Origin of the sequence: Mycolicibacterium llatzerense, assembly GCF_000878195.1 — a bacterium.
Lineage (GTDB): Bacteria > Actinomycetota > Actinomycetes > Mycobacteriales > Mycobacteriaceae > Mycobacterium > Mycobacterium llatzerense.
The window spans coordinates 1-6,047 of record NZ_JXST01000084.1 but is presented as its reverse complement, the minus strand read 5'-3'; the positions used below and the strand labels follow the sequence as shown (position 1 = coordinate 6,047).

Genomic DNA, 6,047 nt, shown 5'->3' with positions numbered 1-6,047 from the left:
CCCCGACGACCCAGCAGAGCACCGCTGGAAGTGAGGACGCCATCTACCAGAAGATGCTCTCGGAATGGCTGATCGACGATCCCACGCAACTGGCCAACAGCACCGACCTCGATTGGCAGACGGTGTGGGACCAGGGTTGGTCAGCCGCGGCTGCCGCGCAGGATGCGCCGGTCGTCGAGCACACCGAGGCGGGCCTGCCGGTCCGTCAGCCCGGTGCCCGGCTGATCCCTGGTGCGCCCGACGAGGACGTCCACGCCGACCCGGCCGCCGAAGGGCTGCCGCTGCGTGACCCCGCCGCGGTCCGGGCGAGTATCAGTGGACATTTCGGTGGCGTGCATGCGGGCCGGTCGCAGTCCCGGGATACGGGAGGCCGGTGATGACGCGTACGACTCAGCGCGAGTCACTGGACTGGCTGGTGACGAAGTTCGCCGACGAGGTGTCCGGGGTGGCCCACGCCATCCTGGTGTCCGCCGACGGCCTGCTGATGGCCGCCAGTTCGCGCATGCCGACCGAGCGCGCCGACCAGCTGGCCGCCGTCGCCTCCGGGCTGGCCAGCCTGGCCACCGGCGCTTCCCAACTGTTCGACGGCGGGCACGTGCTGCAGTCCGTGGTCGAGATGGAACACGGCTATCTGCTGTTGATGCGCGTCGGTGACGGTTCCAACCTCGCGACGCTCGCGACCCGGTCGTGCGACATCGGCCAGATCGGGTACGAGATGGCGATTCTGGTCGAACGGGTCGGCACTGTCGTGCAATCCGCGCGCCGGACGTCGGCGGAGCCGACGAATCGGATGAGGTCGTAGGTCGTCATCATGGAGCCGACATCTGACGCCTGGGAGGCCGCATTCACCGCGGAGCAGCCCAGCCTGGTGCGGCCCTACACACTGACCGCCGGCCGGACCACCACTGAGATCGAGCTGCCCATGGAGGCGCCGATCTATCCGATGGCGGGCGCCTCCGCATCGCACTGGCCCGGCAACGATGTGCGCGGCGAGATCCTCAAACTCGGTTCCACCCGGCCCTCGGTGGCCGAGGTCGCGGCAAAGTTAGCAATACCACTCGGTGTTGCGCGTGTACTGATCGGCGACCTCGTCACGCAGGGTTATCTTCAAGTACACGCCACGCTCGGCACAGCGACGAGCATCGACGACCGGCGTGACTTGATTGGGAGGACACTGCGTGGCCTACGGGCACTCTGACCGGCACGCCCCCGCGTCGACGAAGATCGTCATCTCGGGTGGGTTCGGTGCCGGTAAGACGACGTTCGTCGGCGCGGTCTCGGAGATCATGCCGCTGCGCACCGAGGCCATCGTCACCAACGCCTCGGCCGGGGTCGACGCACTCGCCGGCACTCCCGACAAGAACACCACCACAGTGGCCATGGACTTCGGCCGCATCACCCTCGCCGACGACCTGGTGCTCTACCTGTTCGGCACCCCGGGGCAGCGCCGGTTCTGGTTCATGTGGGACGACTTGGTGCGCGGCGCCATCGGCGCGATCATCCTGGTCGACGTGCGCCGGCTACAGGACAGCTTCGCCGCCGTCGACTTTTTCGAGGCGCGTGGCCTACCGTTCATCATCGCCGTCAACGAATTCGATGGCGCTCCACGGCATCCCGGCCACGCGGTCCGCAAGGCGTTGGCCCTGGCCGACCACATCCCGGTCGTCACCGTCGACGCGCGGCACCGGCAATCGGCGCGCGACGCCCTGATCACCGTCACCGAATACGCACTGACCAGTCTGGGCGCCCCGGCTTAACGAGCCAGGTCCCACTGGCCGTAGTCAGCGGCCAGGATGTCGTCCTCGTCGACGTGGAAGTCGCCGATCATCGTGCCCGGATCGGAGGCCGTCACCACCGTCGCCTGATACAGCACCGCCATCGGCGCGCGGGCGCCCCCGGACCAGGCCCGCGTCTGCCAGGCCCAGCGATGACCCGGGGTGGTGGACCGGCCGATGACGCCGTCGTCGGCCGCCCAGGTGACCTGCCGGGCGCCGCCGTAGACGCCGGTGCGCTGAACACCCAGCACTGAATTGATGCCCTTGAACCATTGCAGCGCAACGTTTTTCCACGTGTCGGCGGAGATGTCCTCGTCGACGCTGAAGAAGATCGGCGCGGTGTCCGGCCCACCGGCCGCGGCGTGCAGGCTCAACGCGGTGCGGGCGTCGGCGACGCCGCCGTCGAAGCCGCGGGTGAAGTCCGACGGGCTGTTCACCCAACCCGGTTTGCCGTACTGGTAGACGCTGACCACGTGCAGGCCCGCCGCGCGCAGCGCGTCGGTGTAGCCGCGGCTGACGGGCTTGAAGTCGAACGTCGCGCCCGGCCGCAGCTCGGACACGTAGACGATGACCCCGGTGTAGCCCGCGGCCACGACCTGGTCCACCGGCACCTGTAGGTGCGTGAAGTCGATGAGTTTGCCGTTGTCGGCCAAGGCAATCGGGGTGCTCAGTGACGCGGCCAGTCCGGCGGCGGTCAATGTGAGGAATCCACGTCTCGACAGGTGGTCAGCGGGGCGTGCCAGGTCGGCCATCGGGCTATCGTACGAACTCGTGACGGTTCCCGACGAGCACTGGCAGGACACGGAATTCACCGGAGTCGTCTTTCGCGACGAATACGACGGGGATCTGAGCCGGCTCCGCACCGAGCGGGTGGTGTTCACCGACTGCGACTTCAGCGGCGTCAACCTGACCGAGTCCGAGCATTCCGGCTCGGCGTTCCGCAACTGCACCTTCCGGCGGAGCTCGCTGGCGCACAGCACCTTCCGGCACTGCACCATGCTGGGGTCGACGTTCACGGAGTGCTCACTGCGCCCGATCACGATGATCGAGGTCGACCTGCGGCTGGCGGTCCTGGCCGGCTGCGACCTGCGTGCCGTGGACCTGACCGACTGCCGGCTGTCCGAGGCCTCCCTGGTCGGCACCGACCTGCGCAAGGCCGTGCTGCGCGCCGCCGATCTACGCGGCGCGCGGGTACAGGGCGCGAAGTTCGAGGAGGCAGACCTGCGCGCCGCCCGGATCGATGCGACGTTCTGGACCACGGCGGGGGTGCGGGGCGCCCGCATCGACGTCGACCAGGCCATCGCCTACGCCGTCGCCCACGGCCTGGATTTGTCTTCTTGACCCCGTCCGGGAGAGCCCTCAGTCAGCTTTGAGGCGGATCCGCCAGCGCACGAAGCCGAGATAGCACGCCGAGAGCACCACCAACGCGCCGATGTCGAACAACCAGGAGCCGGTGGTGTGATGCCAGAACTTGTCATTGGGCAGCAGCGGTTCGGGCACCAATCTGGTCAGATCGATGGTCGACGACGATGACGCGAAACCCCACCGTGCCGGGGTGAGCCAGGACAGCTGATCGAGCACCACCCGGCCGGTGACCGGAATCAAGCCGCCGGAGAACACCAACTGGCTCATCACCGCGACCACGAGCAACGGCATGATCTGCTCGGCCGATTTGGCCAACCCGGACAACGCCAGACCCGTCATGGCCGCCGCCACGCACGTCATCGAGATATCGATGAACATCTCGAGGTTGCGGCTGGGTATCACCGCACCACCGGTCACCGCGCCCGGACCCCAGCCTTTGCCCATGATCGTGATGGCCACCACGATGGAGGACTGGACGACCGCGAATGCGGTGAACACCGCGATCTTGGCCGCCAGGTACGCGGTGGTCGAGAGGCCGACGGCCTGTTCCCGACGGAAGATCGCCCGCTCACCGATCAGAGCGCGAATGGTCAGCGCGGTGCCCATGAAGATCGCGCCGACGTTCATCATCACCAAGATCTGGCCCGGTTCGCTCGGCGCGGCGCCGAAATCAGGTGGGCCGGCCGGGAGTGGTTTACCGAAACCGACACTGGACTTGTTCGCGCCGCCACCGGGCACCGAAAGTGACAGCACGCCCATGATGAACGGCAAGAACAGCAGGAACGCGGTGTAGGCGCGGTCAGCCACGACCAGCCGCACCTGTCGCCGGGCGATGGTGGAGAACTGTCGCAGCAGCGATGTCTTCGCCGGCGCACCCAGATCAGCCGGGGCTGCCGCGGCCGGCTGCGGCGGCGTCGGGCCGGAGCGTTGCAGGAATTGTTGGTGGGCCGCCTCTGGATCTCCGGCGACCGACGAGAAGATGTCGGCCCAGTTGGTGGTGCCCAGTTCCGGACCGATCTGGCTCGGCGTGCCGCAGAACGCCGTCAAGCCGCCGGGTGCCAACAGCAGCACCTGATCGCAGACGTCCAGGTAGGTCAGCGAGTGCGTGACCACCAAGACCACACGACCGGCATCGGCCAGGTCCCGCAGCATCGTCATCACCTGGCGGTCCAGTGCCGGGTCCAGGCCTGATGTCGGCTCATCCAGGATCAGCAACGACGGCCCGGTCAGCAGCTCGAGAGCGACCGAAGCACGCTTGCGCTGACCGCCGGACAGCTTCTCCACCCGGGTGTCCAGGTGCTTCGTCATCTCGAGCTCTTCGAGCACCTGCATGACGACCTGCTCGCGGTCTTCCTTCGTGGTGTCCGGCGGCAGCCGCAGCTCGGCGGCGTACATCAGGGCCTGGCGGACGGTCAGATCACCGTGCACCACGTCGTCCTGCGGCACCATGCCGATCCGGGACCGCAGCGAGGCGTACTCGGCGTGGATGTCGTGGCCCTCGAAGGTGACGGTGCCGCTCGTCGGGTGCGTCAGGCCGGCCACCTGCTTGGAGAACGTCGACTTGCCGGCGCCGGACGGGCCGATCACCGCGGTCAGCGTGCCGGGGCGGGCGTCCAGCGAGATGTTGTTCAGCAGGGTCTTGTTGCCCTCGATGGTCCACGTCAGACCGCGGACCTCGAGACCGCCGGTGCGGGTATCGGCTGTGGTGACCGTGCGACGGGCCAGGGTGCCGCCGCTGTAGACGAGGTCGACGTTACCGATGGTGACGGTGTCGCCGTCGCGAAGCATCGCTTCCTCGACCCGCTGGCCGTTGACGAACGTGCCGTTGATGCTGCGGTTGTCGATGATCTGCGCGCCGCCGCCGGCCGACGGGACCAATGTGGCGTGGTGCCGTGATGCCAGGACGTCGGGGATGACGATGTCGTTGTCGGTGCCGCGACCGATCTTGATCGCTCCGGCCGGCACCTCGGCGTTGCGGCCGGGCCGCAGAATCTTCAGCATCGTCGTGCCGAGGTTGTTCTCGCTGGGCCGCGCCACGGCGGTCGGCCCGAACTGCGTGGCCGGCGAGCTCGGCTCGTCATGAGGCGCGATTTGTGCCGGCGCGGGCCGCGACACCGGAGCGGACGGCGGTGCGTACTGCTGCGGCGCCGTCGGGTAGCGCGGCGGCTGAGGCTGGCCGTATTGCTGCTGCGGCCCGCTCGGGTACTGCGGCTGGGGTCCGCTCGGATACTGCGGCTGCGGACCCGACGGGCTGGAGGTCTGCGGACCGCTCGGGTAGCGCTGCTGCGCGGCCGACGGCGGGGTGTACGGCTGCTGGCTGGGCCAGGTAGCGCTGGGCCGGTGATTGGTCGTCGGCGCCGGGGTGACGGGCATCGACGTCGTCGGCGGCGTGCCCGCGGGTCCCAGGTGCTGGCCGACCTCGAAGGTCAGCAGCGGCCCGTCGGGGTTACCGATGTTCAGCGCCGAGCCGTTGTGCAGATCGGCGGCAGGAACACGCTGACCGTTGACGTACATCCCGTTGAGGCTGCCGTTGTCGACCGCGACCCAGCGGCCGTGGTCGAAGCGCAGCATCAGGTGCGCCCGCGAGATCAGCGGGTGGGCGACGCGGAAGTCGGCGCGCAGATCGCGGCCGACGACGACGTCGTTTCCCGGCGCGAAGGTGCGGGTGGCGGCGTCATGGCGAACAGTGAGCGCTGGCAGTGCGGCTGGTCCAGTCATCGGAGGCAACTCTATCCGCTGTCGCCGACTTTCCTGGGGACCCGCCGGTTCAGTCCGGCTTCCCGGTCACCACACAGTGGGTGTGGCTGTAGATGGTCGGCATGCACAGATTGCAGTGTGTGCAGCCCGATTTGACGCTGCGGTCCGCTTGAATCCGGTTGAGCAGATCCGGTTCGGCCAGCAGAGCAC

At 68.2% G+C, this 6,047-nt stretch carries 6 protein-coding genes and 2 pseudogenes; 5 read left to right on the top strand and 3 right to left on the bottom strand.

From position 1 onward, the window contains the following. From TL10_RS29175 to TL10_RS29160, 4 genes and pseudogenes are all read left to right on the top strand, one after another. Nucleotides 1-377: pseudogene (locus TL10_RS29175) on the top strand (ATP-binding protein); the annotation flags it as partial. Beyond that, nucleotides 377-802: a roadblock/LC7 domain-containing protein gene (locus TL10_RS29170; protein ID WP_043396642.1), complete on the top strand. Its 426-nt coding sequence runs from the start codon at nt 377-379 to the stop codon at nt 800-802. The pseudogene TL10_RS29175 and the gene TL10_RS29170, both read left to right, overlap by 1 nt. A 9-nt stretch (nt 803-811) precedes the next feature. Further along, the gene (locus TL10_RS29165) at nt 812-1,198 is read left to right on the top strand and encodes a DUF742 domain-containing protein (RefSeq protein WP_043988420.1); all 387 of its coding nucleotides are present in this window, start codon (nt 812-814) and stop codon (nt 1,196-1,198) included. After that, entirely contained in the window at nt 1,179-1,757 is a 579-nt protein-coding gene (locus TL10_RS29160; protein ID WP_043396640.1) for a GTP-binding protein, read from the top strand. The genes TL10_RS29165 and TL10_RS29160 overlap by 20 nt, the downstream gene beginning before the upstream one ends. On the opposite strand, the gene TL10_RS29155 is transcribed toward TL10_RS29160, so the two are convergent. Next, nucleotides 1,754-2,527, bottom strand: coding sequence for a DUF1906 domain-containing protein (locus TL10_RS29155; RefSeq protein WP_043396637.1), 774 nt, complete (start codon nt 2,525-2,527; stop codon nt 1,754-1,756). The two genes, TL10_RS29160 and TL10_RS29155, sit on opposite strands and share 4 nt — an antisense overlap. A gap of 19 nt (nt 2,528-2,546) precedes the next feature. Between TL10_RS29155 and TL10_RS29150 the strand changes: the two genes are divergently transcribed. After that, a complete protein-coding gene (locus TL10_RS29150; protein ID WP_043396635.1) occupies nt 2,547-3,116 on the top strand; it encodes a pentapeptide repeat-containing protein in 570 nt (189 codons plus the stop codon). An 18-nt stretch (nt 3,117-3,134) separates the two neighbouring features. Here the strand turns inward: TL10_RS29150 and TL10_RS29145 are convergent, their stop codons facing one another. Next, nucleotides 3,135-5,858 (bottom strand): FHA domain-containing protein, encoded by a 2,724-nt coding sequence (locus TL10_RS29145; RefSeq protein ID WP_043396633.1) that lies wholly within the window; start codon nt 5,856-5,858, stop codon nt 3,135-3,137. A 49-nt stretch (nt 5,859-5,907) separates the two neighbouring features. Next, nucleotides 5,908-6,047: pseudogene (locus tag TL10_RS31895) on the bottom strand (NADH:flavin oxidoreductase); the annotation flags it as partial.